Here is a 15,687-nt window from a genome sequence, read left to right as displayed (position 1 = left end):
TTTGTACATCGTACACTATTTGTACGGCGTGCAACATTCTCGGGAAGACGGACACCATGACACCCACTTACACGGACAGGAACCTCCTACGGGTCACCGGTGCTTTGTTTGTCGTGAGCTCCCTGGCCTTCGCCGCGGCTGCCACAACCCTCTCGGTCACGTTTGACTGGCCGGACATTCTGCGGGAACCGGCCAGCACTGTGCTGCCGGCCTTCGCGGCCGGCGGACCCGGGCTGGTCTGGACCTGGTTCGCAACTGCCTGGACCTACGGACTCCTGGCGGTGCCGGTCCTGCTGCTGCCCGGTGCTCTCGGCCTCCGCGATCATCCGGCCCTGCGCGTCGCCACATACGTAGGTGCCGCCTCGGTGCTCCTGTCTCTCATCGGGTTCCTCCGCTGGGTGTTCGTCGTTCCACCCCTTTCCGCCTCATATGTCGGTGGCGACGCCACGACGCAAGCCGCAGTAGACGCCGCCTGGACAGCGCAGCACCAGTTCGGCGGAGCGCTCCTGGGAGAACATCTGGGCCAATTGCTTGTCATCGCGTGGTCAGTCACCCTCAGCGTGATCATCCTGCGCAGCGGGATCCTTCCGCGCTGGCTCGGCGCCGCAGGGCTCCTCGTCAGCATCATCTACGTACTGAACCAGGGCGACATCCTTGCCACCGCAGTCCCCGGCTTCCCGATCTGGGACCTGGCCGGCCTCCTCGGCAGCACCGGCTGGGGTTTGTGGGTGGCGGCCCTGGGCGTCTGCATCCTGATCCGCTCCGCCCGCCGCAGAAACCCCACAGCCACCGCGCCCTCCGTTACCTCCTCTCCCTCAGAACCCACAGAACCCACAGAACCCCGGCACCCAACGACCGGCAAAAGGAATTGACCCACATGAACCGCACCAAATCATCCCGAACGACATTCCTTCGCAGCTGGTTACTCTGGACCGCAGGGTTCCTCGCCCTGCCACTGGCCGGGTTCGCCGGAAGCGCGGTCACCGGACACGTGGACGGGCCGCTTCCAGCCCTGGCAGGAGGGGCCATAGCAGGGCTCATCATCGGCGCCGGCCAGGCACTCACCAGCAGCGGCCGGCTGCAGGCCCGAACGTGGATCCCCGCAACAACTATCGGCATGAGCGCAGGACTCTTCCTCGGCGCCGCGGCCGTCAGCTACCGCACGTCCCTCACCGATCTTGCCCTGATGGGGGCCATCAATGGCCTCGTCCTCGGATCCGCCCAAGCGTTGGCCCTGCCCGGCGGGATGCACCGGCGCTGGATCTGGGCCGCGGCAATGCCGGCATTGTGGGCTCTGGGATGGACCATCACTACCCTCTTCATGATTCAGGTCGGCCAGCAATTCATTGTCTTCGGCGCCAGCGGAGCACTCGTCGTCACCGCGATCTCAGGACTCCTCCTCCAGGTCGTCCTGCCCTTCCGGGTAAGGGAGCGGCGTGCCGGACAGGCGCCCTCGGCGGCAACAGCATGAGTACCGGACTGCACGTCATCTTCGGCACCGGAGCCATCGGACTCGCCACCTTCGACGCCCTCCGGCGCCGCGGCCGGACCGTCCGGCTCGTGAACCGGTCAGGACAGGCACCCGTTCCCGATGGCATCGAGGTCGCCGCAGGGGACGCCAGCGATCCGGTCTTCGCCGCCGAGGCGGCCCGGGGCGCCGCCGTCGTTTATCAGACCCTGAACCCGCCGTACTCTCAATGGAGCGCACAGTTCCCCGCCCTGCAGTCCGGTGTCCTCGCCGCCGCCGAAAGCAGCGGCGCCCGCCTGGTCAGCATGGAAAACGTCTACATGTACGGACGCCCCGACGGACGCCCCCTGACAGAGGACCGCGCGAACAACGCCCACACGAAAAAAGGGCAACTCCGGGCAAGGATGTCGCAAGAGCTCCTCACTGCCCACAGTGCCGGCCGCGTCCAAGTCGCCATCGGTCGCGCCTCCGACTACTTCGGCCCCCGCGGCGGCGCTCAATCCAACCTCGGCGACCGGGCCTTCCCCGCCGCCCTGGCCGGGAAAACCGCCAATGTGCTCGGCGACCCGGACCAGCCCCACACCTACACCTACATCCCTGACATCGGCGAAGGCCTCGCGGTCCTCGGCGAACATCCCGACGCCCCGGGAGAAATCTGGCACCTACCCAACGACCCCGACACCCGCACGACAAGAGAACTTGTCGACATGATCTACAAACTTGCCGGCCAGCCCAGCGCCAGACTCCGAACCCTGCCGCCGCTGCTCCTGCGCGGCCTCAGCCTCTTCAACCCCACCATCCGTGAACTCCTCGAAATGCAGTACCAATTCGAGGAACCCTTCATCGTCGACAGCAGCAAAATCACGGACCGGCTAGGCCTCACAGCAACCCCCATTGATGAGGCCCTCGCCGAAACACTTCTGGGTTACAGACCTGATAAGTCCGCGGCCGTCCGGTAAACATCCTCAATCCCTTGTCGGCCGATCGAATAAGGGATCCGGAATGGACCAGGCAGCCGGAACCCGCACCACCGCTTCTCGCTTGACCGCTGGGATTCTCAGGGGCTCCCGGACTGACTAAATCCCTGTGAGTGCGTGAGCACACCAACCAGAGAGCCGTACCATGACAACCGCAACCATTCCCCGTTCCCGTAACAACCCCCGGACCCGATGGCTCGTGCCCGCCGCCCTGATCTTCCTCAGCCTCGTCCCGATAATCGCAGGGGCAGTGCGCCTGACCGACTTAACGGGAGGTCAGATAACACCGGACAACGCGCGCTTCTTCGACTCGCCGATCCCCGTGCTGATCCACATACCCGCCGTCACCGTCTACCTGCTGCTGGGCGCGTTCCAGTTCGTACCCTCGCTTCGCCGGAGCAAGCGCGGCAGGACCAGCTGGCACAAGATTGCCGGACGCATCCTTGCCCCCACCGGACTGCTTGCCGCCCTGTCCGGCTTGTGGATGGCAATCTTCTACGACCTCCCACCCCTGGACGGAACGCTTCTCCTCGTCCTCCGGCTGGTCTTCGGCTCCGCCATGGTGGCCTTCATCGTCCTGGGATTCATCGCGGTCCGGCGCCGGAAGTACGTCAGACACAGTGAGTGGATGTCCCGGGCGTACGCCATCGGCATCGCCCAGGGAACCATCGTTGTAGTCACCATTCCCTGGATTCTCCTGGTAGGACCGGTTGACGAGCTGACCCGGGCGCTGCTGATCGGGGCATCATGGGTCATCAGCCTCGCCGTAGCCGAATACTTCATCTACCGGCGCGCCCAAGGACCGGCGCGGACGCAGCACCGCCCTTCCCTCCGGCCCGCTTAGGCCCCGGCCACAGAAGCCCGTATCCAGTGAAGGCAGCCGTCCCACTCCCGTAGGGTGTGCCGGTTCCAAGGAAGTGGAACACCTCATGCCGAGGGAGACTTGTTGGACCTGATAGGTTCCAGACGACGCCATGGACTCGGAGGTTGTTGCATGGAGCTTTCTGCAAAGAATGCCCGGGAGCTTTGGAAAGCTCTGATGGCTAACGCTGCGTCTTTGGTGCGCGACGCGGAGCTTTTACTGCGTTCCGAGTCTTTTGGCCGCGCATGGTCCCTAACGGTGCTTGCTCAGGAAGAGTTGCGACAGCTCGACCGATGGGAATCGAAGCGAACCACAGGGAAGTTTGGCAAGTAACCACTGACCTGGTCGGGGTCGCGAGAACGTGGGAATGACGATGGTTGGCCGGTGCAGACGACCTCGGAGGCTAAGAACCAATTTCTAGGTGTCTGTGCGGTTCGGTAGAGCCCTGTCGCTGGTGCTCAACTCGAGGGGTCTACCGGGGTCTTTCAAAAGGTCTATTGGTGTTCTACGGTTGCGGATATGAAGCTGAACGTTACCTACGCAGGTGGGGACAAGGACGGACAGTCCGACCTTCGAGAAACACCAGAGTTCCCGATGGATCTTCCTGGGGGAAGGTACGTCTTGACCTTTAGGCATGCGATGCCAGATTCAGGTCCGACTGAGGCCGTAGCCACGTGGGTGCCGCACGCGGACAGTGGAACAGTTAGTGATGCTCCCGAGGAAGTTGACTAGGCCTGCGTAGCGATTGCTTCGATTTGGGAGTCCATGTGCGCCACAGCGTCCGGAGTAGGGCGGGGTGTTCGAGTTTGGCGGGATCGACCACGGACGGCCGGCCGGTGCGCCGGCCGTTGGCCGTGGGCACCGCCCGCGCATGTGAAGCGCGCTCGGCCGCGTAGGTGCGTTCCATCTGCCCGAACAGGGCCAGCATGACGAATGCCAGCTGGGCCATAGGCGAGTCAGGTTCGGTGGTGTCGATGGCGAGGGGATCAGCCAGGGTCCGGACACCCACACCGCGCTCTTTGAGGCCGTGGACCATATTCAGGGTGTCCCGGACTGTGCGGCCAAGCCGGTCCAGGGTGTGCACGATCAGGACGTCACCGTCCCTCGCGCGGTCAGTGCTTCGTGGAGTCCGGGGCGGGCGGTGGTGGCTCCGGATTTCTTGTCCACGAAGATGTGTTCGTTCTTGATGCCGGCGGCCGCCAGGGCGTCCAGCTGCCGGGCCAGATCTTCTTTCGCCGTCGAACTCTCGCCGAGCCAATGTCCATGCCTGGAACCGTACCGAATGTTGTGACTGTGGCAGGACTTTTGGGATAACTTACGGGACAGTCAGGTTACGCGACATTCCACGGATCCCGAGCAGTGGGGGGTGTCCCATCGGGGCTGTCCCACAACCAAGGAACTGGGCCCCCAAGCCACGCGGGCAAACCGCGGATCCGGCGTGGCAACCGGGATGGCTGTTATGTCGCAGCTTCGGTTGTCGGTTCCGTGGTTCCGCTCCTGGCACGGTGTGCTCGCACCCTTCCGCGGCTGGCGCAGGCTGGTGACGGGCACCAGCGACGCCGCTTGGATGGATCGAGGAATACCCACCGGCAGTCGCTCTCGCCGCACTCCGTGAGATACCCACGGTCCGGCCCCCTCAACGAAACGACCGCCTGGACGGAGACGGCGGCGAGTGCGGCAGATACGGGCATCCGAGTCTTCGGCGTCGACTGCAGCCGGCCGAGCCCGGGATCAGCATTCCGCCCAGCAGCGATTGTGAAGTTCACGCAATCCTCAGAATGCGCTGACGGTTCGCGGCCCTCCACTGCGCTCATGGCGAGATCCCGCAGCGCCTCCCGAAGGGAGATCGCTTTGGCCAGGTCGCCGGCGGAGACCTGATCGGATGGCTCCATCCCGGCAAGAGTCAACCAGGAGTGAAGGTCGGAGGGGGAACGGAGCCGCTCGATTGGGCGTGCACCGAACGACTGGCCCTGCGTGGCCAACAGGTTCAGCCATGTAGCCCCGCCGTCGAAGCGAAAATCTGTCTCAGAGTTCATATCTTCTAGTGTAACGTGTAAACCGTTACGCTCCGTAACGGACAGGCCATTACATCAGAAGGCGAAAATGACCAGCCCTTTCGACCCGATCGCCGGCGCTTCGACGCTTGCCGAACTGCAGGACGCAGCAACCACCGAAGGTTGGCGGGCAACTGTGTCGGCCGCCGCTCCGGGACTGGACGACTGGATTGTCGGCGCGGTCTTTGGCGGCACCTACCAGCGCCCTGCGCTGACCCTCCGGGACCGCCAGCTGCTCAACCTTGGGGCCCTCGCTGCCCTGGGCAGTGTCGACCCACAACTCGTGGGACATGTCCGAACCTGTGAGCGCATCGGGATGACTTCCGAGGAGATTGCTGAGGCGGTTGTCCACCTCATCCCGTACATAGGGCTCCCTCGCGCACTGGCGGCACTGCGCATGGTCAATCCAGCCGCCTCGGACAGTAGCAGTGCGAGATGACCGCCCACACTGTCCGCACCCTCACCGGAGACGTCCCCGCGGATAGGCTCGGTGTCGTCAACTCCCACGATCACCTGTTCCTGGCGACACCAGCCCTGCCCGGTGATGAGTTGCAGGACTACGACGCCGCCAGGCGGGAACTGCTGGATTTCGCCGCGGCCGGAGGTACTACGGTTATTCAATGGACGCCCCGCGGCCTGCGCCGCGGCCTGCCGTGGCTGCGCACCTTGTCTCAGACCACGGATAACCTCATCGTTGCCGCAACCGGACGGCACCGCCGCGAACTGTACGGGCCGGGGAATCCCGTCGCGAACGCAAAAGCGGGGGAGTTGGCGGGCATGTTCATCGACGATGTCCATCAACAGCGATGTGGTCTGATCAAGGTGGGCACCGGGTACCGCAGCATGAACGCATTTGAACGCGAAAGCGTGGAAGCTGCTGCCGTTGCCCATCATGCAACCGGCGTGCCTATCGCCGTTCACTTGGAAAGAGGCACCGCCGGCCACGAAGTCCTGGACGCCTTCATGGCCGAGGGCGTTGCACCTGATTCGTTAATCCTGGGGCATATTGGCCGTAACCCGGACCCATACTATGCGGGGGATCTAGCTCAGTCAGGGGCTTTTCTCACTCTCGACGGCCCCTCTGCGGTGAACCATCTGACGGACTGGCGGCTCATGCCACTGATCCAGAAACTTGTTGCGGCCGGCCACTTGGCGCAGTTACTTCTGGGTGCCGACACCACGAAAGCGCGTGCACAAGGTGTCCTCGGCGGCCCCGGCATGGGCGGATTGCTCAGGCGCACGAAGAACGATATCGAAAGGCACCTGGGATCAGAGGTAGTCCACTCAATCTTTGTTTCCGCTCCTCGACTGGCGTGGCAGCAGCGGTCGGCAAAGATCGAGCACTATCGGGGGAAGGAAAGCGCCAGCACGTCCGCTGAACTCGTGGACCTTGCGGGCACGGACCCGGGGCGGAGAGACTCCGGCTCCCTCAGTCGAGCGACCAGCGCTAATTCTGCTCCAACTGCTGGGCCCTGACCTGATGAACCACATGGCCCTTTCGTCCTACCTCACCTTCTGCGGACTCTGCGCAGCCCTTGCGGTAACACCGGGACCGGACAGTCTCCTCATCCTACGGTTCAGCCTGCAACAGCTGAGCTCCGGGATCGCGGCTGCCCTGGGCTCGGCACTTGGCAACGTCGTGTGGGCCTTGATGGTCGCCATCGGTCTGGCTGCCCTGATCGAACCATCCGCCGAAGCGTACCGTGCCTTGACACTGACCGGGGGGCTCTACCTTTTCTATCTTGGCACCCAGGCAGTCCGTGGCCGGAAGCGAGGCAGGCAAGGTCCGGCTGAAATAGGCCCTGGCACGACCGGCGTCATGTCATCGGCCAGGGCAGGGCTTGTCTCATGCATGCTGAACCCCAAAGTCGGGCTGTTCTTCCTCGCAGTCGTTCCACAGTTCTTGCCTGAAGGTGGGACAGTGTTCGCGCTCACCATGCTGCTGGGCGGGACTCTTGCCGTCATTGTCCTCGTGTACCTGACCATACTGTGTCTTCTCGCAGCCAAAGCCAGCGCATGGCTCAACCAACCCAAGGTGAGCCGCACCATCGAAAAGATGTCCGGTCTCATCCTCTGCGCCCTAGGCATTGGCACGGCTGCTTCAGCGTACTGAGCAGAGCACCCTGGTCTGTCGCATTCCCTGGGAAGCTGCGCGACCGTTGCAGATCCAAGGAAATGGGACGGCGGCGTCATACAAGAAAGCCGACCGATGGGAGCGTCCGCTTTCGCGGCTTTCACCTGGAACTCTCCGCCGCCAAGCCCAGGAGATGGCTTAGATCGGCGTATGACGGGTTGGCACCGAGGCATCGTCCCAGGCGGTCAAGAGACTCTATCTAGCCCTGCGCCGTGCTCGCTCTTGGTTGCTGCACAAATCCCGAAGCACACAGACGACGCCACCGGCACGCCAGTAAGTGATCCGCGCAGGACATACACCGCAGTGCAGACGACTTCCGGATATGAAGGGCTTGTCCGCCCGGAACCTGCAATACATGACCGCGATGGTGCGGCGCGGATCGAAAATGTGCCACAGGTTGTGGCACATTTGCCGTGGGGCCACATCCGAACGATTCTGGACAAGGCGGCAACCGCCGAAGAGCGGGCCTGGTACGCCGCAGCCATCCAGTATGGGTGGTCGCGGAACGTCTTGATAAACATGATGATGATCCGCTCGATGGAGGGGGACGCCGACGTTGGTGGTCATTTCGTCCAAATTGACGTCGCCGATCATCGCTCGCTCGGCTTCAGCGGTGAGTCGGCGCCGCTTCAGGTTCTCGTAGGTCCCCGGTTGGTGGTGTCGGGGATTTTCGTACATGGCGTGGAGCACCCAAACCGATGCCGGCCAGCCTAACGGATCCAAGCCCGTGCAGACGTCCATATCCGGATGTTCAAGCAGCCAAGCGAGTTCCCGCTCCTGATCCGTCACGCGCCTCATCAGTGCACGCGACGGCTGCGGGTGCACAGTCACCTCCCACATCCCATGCCGAAAGCATAGAGGACCAAGATGCGCGGGGTTCGCCCTGCCCGTAAGCCGATCGGCTTGCGGGCACCTATGCACCGATGCGGACGTAATCCTCTTTATCATCTCGTGCACGAGATGACGTTAAATTCTCTATGACGCGGGACACATTCATGGAATTGCCGGCTTCGTAGAGACTCCGCCAGCTGAGCTGTCCGCGGTGCGCGCTCGTCGCTACTGAGCGCGGTGAACGTAGAGGTCGCGGAGCAGCGCGATCTCGGCTCCGTGGTGCAGGATCTCCTGGTTCTCCCACCACACGATCGACGGAAACGTCTCCTCGGCATCGCTGCCGTATGGGTAGCTGCTTAGCCCGGTCCGGTCATAGTCGGACTCATCGACACTGAGTAGTACCCGGCGCCAGTCGGCCGCGGCCTGACGGAACCTCTCGATAGCGCCGGCTGCATCTGGTCGTGATTCGTACGTCGCTCGATCGAACGTTCGGTCGCCCCCGAGGTGGTTGGATCGGCCCAACAGCGTCTCGGAGATGTGGTCAAGCCGCCAGGCGATCGTCGTGAGGGGCGGAGGCCACGGACTTTCGGGGGCGCCGTCTCGCCCCCACTCACCCGCGCCGATGAGCTTGATGGCACCCGGTCCGGGCCCATCGGCGCGCCTCCGTACCGACCAGCACGCGTCGACCGGTTCCCAAAGGTACTCGGCATCCGTCAGTACCGGTACGTCGACGTCGCTGTCATCACCCGAGTTGCTGGTGGGCCCGGCGAGCCGAGTGAGAAGTCGTTCCGTCGCCCAGTCGTACTGCTCGAGCAGTGGCTTGAGGCGCTGGTTGGTCATCATGGCACGTAGCCTATACTCCCCGAGATGCCGTTAGGCGCCCACGCACGGTCGATGTTCGTCTTCGGGGCATCTGCTGGCTGTCCACAACCAAGTGCCCGCCAAGGGATCCTTCAGCGTTCAGGACAGATCAGCCAGCCCCCACCAGAGACCGGAACCGATCGTACGCATCCGGATCAAGGGCTAGTTCAACCAGAGCTCTTTGGTAACGAGTCGATTCGAGCTGAAGTTCATTGGACCGATTAACTTGGGACAAAATCCTACGCTCGCAAAGAGTAGTCAAGGGTTCCCCAATTCCCGTCGAAAGTTGAAGCCCAGTAGTTGCAGGACGTTGACAGTTTCAACGGAGAGCAGTGGTTTCATTTGCTTCCAGTTGCTTTAGCTTCTCGTTGTCCTTTTCGGACCCGGCTCCCGCCATTGCTTCTAGAAGTGGAAAGACCGTGTCGGCTATATACCTGACGTCGCCGCTTGTCTGTTGCTGGGACACCAGTTCCGACTGGTATGACTGGCGATACGCGTTAGCTCACTTTTATCATCCAGCAGATCACTGATGATTTCTACCAACCCCGCAATGACGTCTTCTTGGCGCGCTGATGCACAAATCGCTCGTATTTTGTCCGTGATCATGGCCGCACCGTTGCGGGCCATACTTTCAGCCAGCTTCGTGCCGAGTTGCAACACTTCAGGTGAGATTTCCATCAGTTCGTTCAGCTCCTTGTGGGTCCGCATATGACTAGTCAATGGGGGTGTCGTGGCTCAACGCAATAACTCTCCGTCCACAAGTGCCCGTAAGCCGGTCGTCCACCGTGCAACCGACTTCGAGCAAGCGCATCCGCATAAGTTCGGGCCACTGCCATGTACGTTTGCCCCGCACGATGAAATGGGTGAGGGTGCGACAACTGCAACATCGAACTTGCTGACATCGGTGTGCTGTTGAAAACATCAATCTCTCCGAAATTGGGATGACCCTGAAAGTCGGCGATAAACGCCCCCGAGACTCACCGACAAGCCAGGTATGCCTGCGGCGACGTGATCGGTGGTCCCAGGGCGGTGGTCCTGAAGGGGTGGCTCTGGTGGTGAAGCGGCGGGACTGATAACAGCGCATCGAATCCCTCCAAGCTGACACTCCAGGGCGTTGACAAGTATGTCCTTGGGCAATGCCGCATTCCGCCAAAATCCTCCACCAATCACAACTCGACCGTCCCCGCGCGGGCTAGCGGGGCGATCCCAAATTCCACGGATCCCTTCGCAAGATCGCGCTGCTGTTCAGCCGAGTGCTGCCCCACATCGGTCCAGCCCCGGGCGACAAGTGCGTTCGCAAGAACGGCCATTTCGCTATTCCAGACATACCAATCGACGTCGAGGTGTTCACGGGTGACTCGACCAAAGGTAAAACTCCATTGCCCATCCGCCACGCAGCCAAATCTCACTACCCAGGCTTCGGGCAACATCTACCATTTCCGAGATGGCAGCCAACTGCAAACCGCTGATCGAGATTTCTGACATGCCAAAATGCTATCTCCGGCGTCCGCTTCGGGCCTTTACCAGAGGTGAGGGAGCAGCACGCCAAGGTCCGCTTGCCATCGCAGCGCCCTGATCACTGGGCTCGACGATGTCAGGGTGGGGTGTGTCTCTACCGGGCACCACTCGCGCGCCGACAGCTTGTTTACTTCAATATGGGATTGGTTATTGCTCAACACACTGGCTCAGTCTCGCTGATCCCTAGACCACGCCCGGACGTTGCCCTATGGTTGGGGCATCAACGGTCGTTGGCCGGGTGGAGCTCCACTGCGGAGGTGCATCATGGGTATCATTTCTTCCGGTTTTCGTGGACGGCGGTCCGAGAATCCTGCACTGCCTCCTGGACAGCATGAAACGCAGGACTTTCCCGTCCTTACGGCGGGACCTGCTCCGCTTATCCCCGTCGACGAATGGGAGTTCTTCATTGCCGCAGAGAATGGCCAGCGGCTCTCGTGGTCCTGGAATGAGTTCATGGCCCTGCCGCAGGAGGAAATCACCAAAGACATTCACTGCGTGACCAGCTGGTCAAAACTGGGAACAGCGTGGCGTGGAGTTTCATTGGACACACTTTTCATAAACGTGGAAACGACCAGCGACTTCGCCACCGCCCATTCCTTCGGCGGCTACACAACCAATGTTCCGCTTTGGGACCTCTTGGGCGGCAAGGCGTGGGTGGCCTGGGAGTTCGATGGCGAACCGCTCGAACGAGCCCACGGCGGTCCGGCACGGCTTTTGGTGCCGCACTTGTATTTCTGGAAAAGCGCCAAATGGATTCATGGTTTGGAACTGACAGGGGAAGACGTTCCCGGTTTCTGGGAATCGAATGGCTACCATCTTCACGGCAATCCGTGGCGTGAGGAGCGGTACGCGTGAGGCCCTGGCTGTGAGCTCCGTATGGCGTGTCGCTGAAGTGGTTGGTGGGGTCCTGGAAAACGCCACAGCCCGGACCGTTAGGCTGCGCGTGGATGGTTTGATGGGACATCTGGCCGGCCAACACATTGATATCCGCCTCACCGCAGATGATGGGTATACCGCCGTCCGCTCTTACTCGGTGGCATCCGCAAGTGCAGATGAGCATCTGGAAATCACCGTGGATGAGCTGCCCGACGGCGAAGTGTCGCCGTATCTTGTCCGGGACCTGGCCGTCGGAGACAGGCTGGAAATCCGTGGGCCGGTGGGCGGCTGGTTTGTCTGGCGGCCGAGCAATGCGAACCGGGTGCAGTTGATCGGGGGAGGGTCAGGTGTAGTGCCGCTGATGTCGATGATCCGCGCCCATCAGGCTTCCAATAACGCAGCCCCTTTCAGGTTGCTCTATTCCCTCAAGTCTCCGGATGCTTCGCTTTACCGCGACGAGTTGCGCCGATTGGACCAGGAAACAGCCAAACTGATGGTCGACTACGTTTATACGCGCTCGACGCCGGAGGGCTGGCCGGCCACGCCGGCGCGCCTTACGTCGGAGAGCCTTTTGGGCAAGATCTTCCCAGCTGAGGAGAATCTGGATGTTTTTGTTTGCGGCCAAACAGTCTTCGTGGAGACCGTTGCGGACTGGCTTGTGATGGCCGGCTATTCGCCGGAGTCGATAAAGACCGAACGGTTTGGCGGGACGGGAGGTATCCGGTGAACAGCCCCGACAACTTTGCTGTCCCCGACGCCGAAGACCACGACATTGCAGCGGGACCCCATGACCCGATTGCGCATGTGGACGGGAACGCCGCGGCCGGCGCCCTGTCCGAAGTGTTCCGCATCGACATCATCGCTGCGCTGGGACGCTGCAGGCATTGCGGCTCAGTCAGGGCTTTTGGCGAAGCCATGGTCTTCACGGACGCGCCCGGTATTGTGGTCCGGTGCCGCGACTGCCAGGGCGTGCTGCTGCGATTGGTGGAAACACCAACGCAATATTGGCTGGATTTGAGCGGCCTCAGCTACTTGGAGATTGACCGCGAGGAGTAGGCACCAGGAGCCCTGGCGTCGACACCGCCTCAGTCAGGACTCCTCCTTCACCGCTTCGGAAGGCCGATATTGCAGATTCCGTCAATCTATTCGCGGAGGTATTGGCGGAGTCGGGGGATTGCGAAGTCCACGGTTGGAGATCTGTGGCTCCCTGGCTCTGAATCACGTACATCAGGTCCTGCAGGCGGCCTTCGACTGGGAGGACGCGCACGCGCACCTGTACAGGTTCACAGCAGATGATCCCTTCGCGCCGCTGCGGCCGGTCAACGGCGAGACTCCGGAGGTCCTGCAATCCGAGATCCCGACACACTCCGAATAACCAAACCGATACTGCAGTGCCTCCTCAACCCGCGGACACCACGTGACCGGACCCGGACCATATTCGGGGTCCCGGCGTCGTTCATCTTTCACGAAGGGCAGCAAAGGGCGTTCATTGAACACGCATGCGCTAGGAGTTGGGGCGGTGGCTAACCGGTCCGGGTGCATTTCGGTGCCCGATAAGGGTCGCCCTGTCGCCGTCAGAACTCTCGAGTTCGAGAGTCACAAGCTTCCGGTCGCGGTATCGGCTGAGGACCCGGAATCGGATGTCCTGGACGAGGAGGAGTTCCCCTTCGCGGACACGCTTCAGTGTGTTCCGGGTTTGCAGGTCATCGTGATCCATGGCAGCTGCCGTGTCCTCTCCTGTAGGCCACGCCGAGCATATCGGCGTGTCGTCTAAGGGCCTTGGCCAGCTGCACAACCTTGGCCTACCTATTCCTACTTCCCGCCTGCTGAGCTGAAGTTGTCAAGGGTTCTCCGGCCCGAATGAGCTGTCCTCCCGGCCATCCGAAACTGTCACTGTCCGGAGGTCCTGTGGCCCTACGCCAACGGGGCGCCAACAAACAAGACTGAATCATGGGACAGCTTCAGGACATGAGTGCGGAAGAACCGGCATTGTCTGCCACAGCGGTTTTTGCCAGTCTCGCGGAGTTGCGGGACGCCCCCGGCTATAGCCCAGGGCAATAGTCGAACGGCTCAGAAACTCGATGGCCGCGGATGCTGTGGCTCCTTTGCTGGGCATTAATGTGGAACTTCTGGACCGCTGGGCGTCGGGCCAGGATGCCCCGAATGCGCACGGCCGGCTTCAGCTTGCGGATCTCGACGCCCTGGTAGGGCACCTTCACGGTGCGTTCACGCCGGCTCAGGCCATGGACTGGATGTGCAGCCCCAACGCGCAGCTCGGCTCCAGGCCGGAAAAAATCGAAGTGTCTGGGAGCGTACAGCGCACCGAAGGCGAGCCCGCTGATGAAGTAAGCCGAGCTGCCGTCAGATGGGTCAGGGAGATGAGCTGGAGGCGGGGATTGGGGGTCCTGTGGCAGCGGACCACACCTGTGCCCAGGTCAACATGATGGTTTCCGGCAGACCAACAAGACGCCGTTACAACCCCAACCCTCAGGCGGGGACGTATTGGTGGTGGTGTTCCGTTGTCCGATCGCGGAGCGGCGTCGCACAAAAAGTGGCGCCCTGCCCGGAAGTCTCCGTGCGGGGCGCCGCTCATGGGTTTTCTGTGCTTACCTCAACGCCGGTTCAACAGGTAACCGAAGTCACCAGCAGTGCGCTACGTCGATTACCAGCCGCGACCCGGAGCCCGGTCCGTCCAAGGTGAACACCCGGAACGGTAGCCGTGCACGGACGCCGAGGCCGATGCTTGTATAGCCTTCAAAGCTATCTGCGTAGGCGACCTGCCGGAAGGTCTGGTACCCCGTCACGTTGGACAGTTCGGCTTTGGCCGCCGGGCTGTACGTGACGGTGCCGGTCTCGCTGTCATAGGAGGGCGCGTTCACAGTCACCTGAAGGAAGGCCCTGCCCTGCAGCGGAATCGTGAACCCTGAACCGTCCTGCACAACGCGGGGAACATACTGGGCGGTGTAGCCGGCCACTGGGCCGTTGAGATTAACCACCATCCGGTCGAAGCAGAGGTGCTGCCCCGTCCTGACGTCGGTGACCGACGCGGTACTCATCGCTGGATTTGAATCTGCCAGCGATCCCCATTCGAGGCCGCAATAGGACATGGTTGCCGAGGCGGGCCCCGGAGCCAGAAAACCCAATCCGACAGTCATAACGATGACTGCCAGCCACGTATGAAATTTTTTCACGGTGTGCCACCCTTCGAGTGATTGGATAGCTCAAGCGTAGGAGCCCTGAAGTCCCTCAAACAGCGTTGTGTCCGCTTCGGCGCGGAACCGTTAGAGGGACTCGATTCCGGTCACGCCGGCGTGTTTCTAGGGCAGTTTTCAAGCCTAAAGAAGCACTTTTGACACCGTTCCTGCACGCTACCGTTATCCCTCATAACGACGCGAAAGGGTCCGGCGAAGTGTGGTCCGACCCCGAGACCCCGTCACCAAGATGCAGCAGGACTCCCGAACAGTATTTGGCGTTCACCGCTGGGGGGATCGGATCCGCTGAAACCTGTGGACAGAGTCGAGGGGGACGCCAGCGCTCCGGCATTAGTCGCGAAAAAACTCCGCGACCCCATCGAGGGTTCTACTCCCAGCGACAGGGCGGCGTGTGGGAATTACTGGGGGAGGGCTGATCATGCATCGGATGCAAAAATGAAGCAGAACGAAACCAGCGATATCCTCATCTGCGGCACCAAGAACGACCGCACCGTCAGATACAGCCTCGGACGCACCACTTCATCCATGGCCGTGGCACGACGAATACGCCTTCCTTGGAAGGGTAAACAAGAAGGCTCCGTCACTCTCCACCCCAGTGCCCCGCTCGCCAGGCCGTTCACGTGGCCTGGTCGGGCTGACGCAGACCCCGTGGACCGGACGGCCGGCTAATTGTCCAAATTTCTCTGGACAATTAGGTCCGTCAAGTCTTCAGCGATGCGACCACAGGTCATAGGGTGCCGGCCCAACGCCTCTGACTGGGGCATCGCATGGCCAAACAATGGCTCCTAGTTTTGCTGTTGGGACTGTCTGAATAACGGTGGATCCAGGGTTGGCCTGACACGCCGGGCGTTGCCTGGCGGGGAGGACTGATCATGAGCGACACCATGGATCCCA

Annotated in this window: 18 protein-coding genes and 1 pseudogene; 12 read left to right on the top strand and 7 right to left on the bottom strand. The window is 61.8% G+C overall.

The window, feature by feature from the left end; all coding sequences use genetic code 11:
- The first annotated feature begins 56 nt into the window (after window positions 1-56).
- From AB0N24_RS20360 to AB0N24_RS20340, 5 genes are all read left to right on the top strand, one after another.
- Complete coding sequence (locus tag AB0N24_RS20360) at window positions 57-872, top strand: DUF4386 domain-containing protein (protein WP_364128231.1); 816 nt, start codon at window positions 57-59, stop codon at window positions 870-872.
- Window positions 873-877: 5 nt separating this feature from the next.
- A complete protein-coding gene (locus AB0N24_RS20355; protein ID WP_364128228.1) occupies window positions 878-1,471 on the top strand; it encodes a hypothetical protein in 594 nt (197 codons plus the stop codon).
- A complete protein-coding gene (locus tag AB0N24_RS20350) occupies window positions 1,468-2,427 on the top strand; it encodes an NAD-dependent epimerase/dehydratase family protein (RefSeq protein WP_364128225.1) in 960 nt (319 codons plus the stop codon). Before AB0N24_RS20355 ends, AB0N24_RS20350 begins: the two co-directional genes overlap by 4 nt.
- 163 nt (window positions 2,428-2,590) lie before the next feature.
- On the top strand, window positions 2,591-3,289 hold the full coding sequence (locus AB0N24_RS20345; protein ID WP_364128222.1) for a DUF2306 domain-containing protein: 699 nt from the start codon (window positions 2,591-2,593) through the stop codon (window positions 3,287-3,289).
- A 150-nt stretch (window positions 3,290-3,439) separates the two neighbouring features.
- On the top strand, window positions 3,440-3,640 hold the full coding sequence (locus AB0N24_RS20340; RefSeq protein WP_364128220.1) for an AbiV family abortive infection protein: 201 nt from the start codon (window positions 3,440-3,442) through the stop codon (window positions 3,638-3,640).
- A 370-nt stretch (window positions 3,641-4,010) separates the two neighbouring features.
- On the opposite strand, the pseudogene AB0N24_RS20335 reads toward AB0N24_RS20340, so the two are convergent.
- Window positions 4,011-4,495 (bottom strand): annotated as a pseudogene (locus AB0N24_RS20335) (recombinase family protein).
- 269 nt (window positions 4,496-4,764) lie between these two features.
- Complete coding sequence (locus AB0N24_RS20330) at window positions 4,765-5,343, bottom strand: ABATE domain-containing protein (RefSeq protein WP_364128218.1); 579 nt, start codon at window positions 5,341-5,343, stop codon at window positions 4,765-4,767.
- 67 nt (window positions 5,344-5,410) lie between these two features.
- Between AB0N24_RS20330 and AB0N24_RS20325 the strand changes: the two genes are divergently transcribed.
- The 4 genes from AB0N24_RS20325 (at window position 5,411) to AB0N24_RS20310 (ending at window position 8,209) form a co-directional block, all read left to right on the top strand.
- Window positions 5,411-5,800, top strand: coding sequence for a carboxymuconolactone decarboxylase family protein (locus AB0N24_RS20325; protein WP_364128215.1), 390 nt, complete (start codon window positions 5,411-5,413; stop codon window positions 5,798-5,800).
- Window positions 5,797-6,837 (top strand): hypothetical protein, encoded by a 1,041-nt coding sequence (locus tag AB0N24_RS20320; protein WP_364128212.1) that lies wholly within the window; start codon window positions 5,797-5,799, stop codon window positions 6,835-6,837. Before AB0N24_RS20325 ends, AB0N24_RS20320 begins: the two co-directional genes overlap by 4 nt.
- A gap of 13 nt (window positions 6,838-6,850) precedes the next feature.
- On the top strand, window positions 6,851-7,474 hold the full coding sequence (locus AB0N24_RS20315) for a LysE family translocator (RefSeq protein WP_364128209.1): 624 nt from the start codon (window positions 6,851-6,853) through the stop codon (window positions 7,472-7,474).
- Window positions 7,475-7,798: 324 nt separating this feature from the next.
- Complete coding sequence (locus tag AB0N24_RS20310) at window positions 7,799-8,209, top strand: DUF1016 N-terminal domain-containing protein (protein WP_364128206.1); 411 nt, start codon at window positions 7,799-7,801, stop codon at window positions 8,207-8,209.
- 342 nt (window positions 8,210-8,551) lie between these two features.
- Here AB0N24_RS20310 and AB0N24_RS20305 read toward each other — a convergent pair whose 3' ends face one another.
- From AB0N24_RS20305 to AB0N24_RS20295, 3 genes are all read right to left on the bottom strand, one after another.
- A complete protein-coding gene (locus AB0N24_RS20305; protein ID WP_364128203.1) occupies window positions 8,552-9,169 on the bottom strand; it encodes a DinB family protein in 618 nt (205 codons plus the stop codon).
- 444 nt (window positions 9,170-9,613) lie between these two features.
- Window positions 9,614-9,865: a hypothetical protein gene (locus tag AB0N24_RS20300; protein ID WP_364128200.1), complete on the bottom strand. Its 252-nt coding sequence runs from the start codon at window positions 9,863-9,865 to the stop codon at window positions 9,614-9,616.
- Between the two features lie 488 nt (window positions 9,866-10,353).
- The gene (locus AB0N24_RS20295; RefSeq protein ID WP_364128197.1) at window positions 10,354-10,617 is read right to left on the bottom strand and encodes a hypothetical protein; all 264 of its coding nucleotides are present in this window, start codon (window positions 10,615-10,617) and stop codon (window positions 10,354-10,356) included.
- Window positions 10,618-10,969: 352 nt separating this feature from the next.
- On the opposite strand from AB0N24_RS20295, the gene AB0N24_RS20290 reads away from it, so the two are divergent.
- The 3 genes from AB0N24_RS20290 (at window position 10,970) to AB0N24_RS20280 (ending at window position 12,637) form a co-directional block, all read left to right on the top strand.
- Window positions 10,970-11,560 (top strand): molybdopterin-dependent oxidoreductase, encoded by a 591-nt coding sequence (locus AB0N24_RS20290; protein ID WP_364128194.1) that lies wholly within the window; start codon window positions 10,970-10,972, stop codon window positions 11,558-11,560.
- A 100-nt stretch (window positions 11,561-11,660) separates the two neighbouring features.
- On the top strand, window positions 11,661-12,308 hold the full coding sequence (locus tag AB0N24_RS20285) for an FAD-binding oxidoreductase (RefSeq protein WP_364128191.1): 648 nt from the start codon (window positions 11,661-11,663) through the stop codon (window positions 12,306-12,308).
- The gene (locus AB0N24_RS20280; protein WP_364128189.1) at window positions 12,305-12,637 is read left to right on the top strand and encodes a DUF6510 family protein; all 333 of its coding nucleotides are present in this window, start codon (window positions 12,305-12,307) and stop codon (window positions 12,635-12,637) included. The genes AB0N24_RS20285 and AB0N24_RS20280 overlap by 4 nt, the downstream gene beginning before the upstream one ends.
- Window positions 12,638-13,085: 448 nt before the next feature.
- Here AB0N24_RS20280 and AB0N24_RS20275 read toward each other — a convergent pair whose 3' ends face one another.
- Together AB0N24_RS20275 and AB0N24_RS20270 are read right to left on the bottom strand one after the other, a co-directional pair.
- On the bottom strand, window positions 13,086-13,298 hold the full coding sequence (locus AB0N24_RS20275; protein ID WP_364128186.1) for a hypothetical protein: 213 nt from the start codon (window positions 13,296-13,298) through the stop codon (window positions 13,086-13,088).
- A 922-nt stretch (window positions 13,299-14,220) separates the two neighbouring features.
- Entirely contained in the window at window positions 14,221-14,772 is a 552-nt protein-coding gene (locus tag AB0N24_RS20270; RefSeq protein WP_364128183.1) for a hypothetical protein, read from the bottom strand.
- Between the last annotated feature and the right edge of the window lie 915 nt (window positions 14,773-15,687).

The sequence above is a fragment of the Arthrobacter sp. NPDC093128 genome (assembly GCF_040683875.1).
Taxonomy (GTDB): domain Bacteria; phylum Actinomycetota; class Actinomycetes; order Actinomycetales; family Micrococcaceae; genus Arthrobacter.
The sequence above is the reverse complement of the archived record's forward strand: the minus strand, read 5'-3'. Positions and strand labels throughout refer to the sequence as shown.

What these genes read in the sequence shown, in the direction of transcription:
- AB0N24_RS20360 (WP_364128231.1), top strand. Translation starts at nt 57, where the DNA reads ATGACACCCACTTACACGGACAGGAACCTCCTACGGGTCACCGGTGCT.
- AB0N24_RS20355 (WP_364128228.1), top strand. Translation starts at nt 878, where the DNA reads ATGAACCGCACCAAATCATCCCGAACGACATTCCTTCGCAGCTGGTTA.
- AB0N24_RS20350 (WP_364128225.1), top strand. Translation starts at nt 1,468, where the DNA reads ATGAGTACCGGACTGCACGTCATCTTCGGCACCGGAGCCATCGGACTC.
- AB0N24_RS20345 (WP_364128222.1), top strand. Translation starts at nt 2,591, where the DNA reads ATGACAACCGCAACCATTCCCCGTTCCCGTAACAACCCCCGGACCCGA.
- AB0N24_RS20340 (WP_364128220.1), top strand. Translation starts at nt 3,440, where the DNA reads ATGGAGCTTTCTGCAAAGAATGCCCGGGAGCTTTGGAAAGCTCTGATG.
- AB0N24_RS20330 (WP_364128218.1), bottom strand. Translation starts at nt 5,343, where the DNA reads ATGAACTCTGAGACAGATTTTCGCTTCGACGGCGGGGCTACATGGCTG.
- AB0N24_RS20325 (WP_364128215.1), top strand. Translation starts at nt 5,411, where the DNA reads ATGACCAGCCCTTTCGACCCGATCGCCGGCGCTTCGACGCTTGCCGAA.
- AB0N24_RS20320 (WP_364128212.1), top strand. Translation starts at nt 5,797, where the DNA reads ATGACCGCCCACACTGTCCGCACCCTCACCGGAGACGTCCCCGCGGAT.
- AB0N24_RS20315 (WP_364128209.1), top strand. Translation starts at nt 6,851, where the DNA reads ATGGCCCTTTCGTCCTACCTCACCTTCTGCGGACTCTGCGCAGCCCTT.
- AB0N24_RS20305 (WP_364128203.1), bottom strand. Translation starts at nt 9,169, where the DNA reads ATGATGACCAACCAGCGCCTCAAGCCACTGCTCGAGCAGTACGACTGG.
- AB0N24_RS20300 (WP_364128200.1), bottom strand. Translation starts at nt 9,865, where the DNA reads ATGGAAATCTCACCTGAAGTGTTGCAACTCGGCACGAAGCTGGCTGAA.
- AB0N24_RS20295 (WP_364128197.1), bottom strand. Translation starts at nt 10,617, where the DNA reads ATGTTGCCCGAAGCCTGGGTAGTGAGATTTGGCTGCGTGGCGGATGGG.
- AB0N24_RS20290 (WP_364128194.1), top strand. Translation starts at nt 10,970, where the DNA reads ATGGGTATCATTTCTTCCGGTTTTCGTGGACGGCGGTCCGAGAATCCT.
- AB0N24_RS20285 (WP_364128191.1), top strand. Translation starts at nt 11,661, where the DNA reads ATGGGACATCTGGCCGGCCAACACATTGATATCCGCCTCACCGCAGAT.
- AB0N24_RS20275 (WP_364128186.1), bottom strand. Translation starts at nt 13,298, where the DNA reads ATGGATCACGATGACCTGCAAACCCGGAACACACTGAAGCGTGTCCGC.